Genomic DNA, 1,859 nt, shown 5'->3' with positions numbered 1-1,859 from the left:
CGATAGCGGTGTGTCAGTCAACATTAATTCGTCTGACACACCGCTATCGCGAGCAGGCTCACTCCTACAGGGGCCGGCGCCGGGTCAGAAAATCTGGGTGAACAGCCAGTACAAGCTGCCCGACAACAGAATCGCAGCCGGCAGCGTCAACACCCACGCCATCAATAAATTGCGGATCGTGCGCATCTGCAAGCCGCCGCCATTGGCAACCATGGTTCCCGCTACACCCGAAGACAACACGTGCGTAGTCGACACCGGCAAACCGAACATGTCCGCCGCACCAATGGTCAGCATCGCCACGGTTTCCGCCGATGCACCTTGCGCATAGGTCAGGTGGGTCTTGCCGATCTTCTCGCCGACGGTCACGACAATGCGCTTCCAGCCAACCATGGTGCCGAGCCCCAGCGCGATGGCCACGGCGATTTTCACCCACAGCGGAATAAACCGCGTGGCGTTGTCGATCTGTTGTTTGAACAGTTGCAGCTTGTTGGCGGTATCGGCGTCGAAGTTACCGACCTTGTTTTTGTCCATCAGGCGAATGCTTTCGCTCGCCAGGTACATGTCGTTGCGCACGTTGCCCATGGCTTCGGCCGGGACTTTCGCCAGCGAGCCGTAGCCTTTGACTTGCTCGCCGATGTGCCCGGTCAGGGCGGCGAGGGCGGGGATCAGTTGCGGCGTGGGCTCCTTGCTGCGTACGTAATCGGAGAGAATCGGACGCGGATCGGCAGGCGCCGGCAGCGGGGCACTTTTCACCAGCGCTTGTTGGGTGACTTGCGCCACGGCGGCGAATTGCAGCGATTGTTCTTCCGGCATGGTGCGGTTCAATGCGTAGGCCATCGGCAGCGTGCCGACCAGAATCAGCATGATCAGGCCCATGCCTTTCTGGCCGTCATTGGACCCGTGGGCGAACGACACGCCAGTACACGTGACGATCAGCAAACCGCGAATCCACCACGGCGGCGGGGTGTTGCCTTCGGGGGCCTTGTACAGCGCGCGATTCTTCACAAACGCACGCAACGCCAGCAGCAATAGCGCCGCGCAGCCGAAACCCACCAGCGGCGACAGCAGCAGCGCGTAGCCGATTTTGGTCGCCTGCGCCCAGTCCACGCCGCTGGTGCCGTCGCGGCCATGCATCAAGGCGTTGGCCACGCCGACGCCGATGATCGAGCCGATCAAGGTGTGCGAAGACGACGCCGGCAAGCCCAGCCACCAGGTGCCGAGATTCCACAGAATCGCCGCGATCAGCAGGGCGAAAATCATCGCGAAACCGGCGGACGAACCGACCTGCAGAATCAGCTCCACCGGCAGCAGCGCGATGATGCCGAACGCCACCGCACCGCTCGACAGCAGCACCCCGAGAAAATTGAAGAACCCCGACCAGACCACGGCAACATTCGGCGGCAGCGAGTGGGTGTAGATCACCGTTGCCACGGCGTTGGCGGTGTCGTGGAAGCCGTTGACGAACTCAAAGCCCAGCGCAATCAGCAACGCCACACCGAGCAGCAGAAACGGCGTCCAGGTGGTGACCACCGTGCCCAGTTCGTGCATGTCGTGCATCAGGCTGTAAGCGGTGAACAGCATGCCCATGGCGAGCACGGCGAAAAAAATCACGTAAGTGAACGGACCGGGTTTCTTGTCGAGGGCCGGCCTGCCGCTGGCGGTGGCGGCGGGGCTGGCGGTCAGTGAGGGAGTAGCCATGCGCGGACAATCCTGAGCGAGGGAAGGAATGTCGCCCATGATCGTTGCAGAATGTTACAGAGAGACTGCGTCAGGTCAGTGTTTGCCTGATTAGTCTGACCATTGATCTGAAGGACTCAGGTCCAATGTGGGAGCGGGCTTGCTCGCGAAAGCGATGTGTC

1 protein-coding gene is annotated in these 1,859 nt (G+C 61.4%); it reads right to left on the bottom strand.

The window, feature by feature from the left end; translation table 11 throughout:
• Positions 1-84 precede the first annotated feature (84 nt).
• The gene (locus HU765_RS26540) at positions 85-1,698 is read right to left on the bottom strand and encodes an inorganic phosphate transporter (RefSeq protein WP_186624066.1); all 1,614 of its coding nucleotides are present in this window, start codon (positions 1,696-1,698) and stop codon (positions 85-87) included.
• Positions 1,699-1,859 lie beyond the last annotated feature (161 nt).

It is taken from the genome of Pseudomonas sp. SWRI81 (assembly GCF_014268545.1).
In the GTDB taxonomy this organism is placed as follows: Bacteria; Pseudomonadota; Gammaproteobacteria; order Pseudomonadales; family Pseudomonadaceae; genus Aquipseudomonas; species Aquipseudomonas hamedanensis.
This window is presented reverse-complemented; position numbering and strand designations above follow the sequence as displayed.

Coding starts and splice junctions, on each gene's coding strand:
- HU765_RS26540 (WP_186624066.1), bottom strand. CDS start 1,698: ATGGCTACTCCCTCACTGACCGCCAGCCCCGCCGCCACCGCCAGCGGC.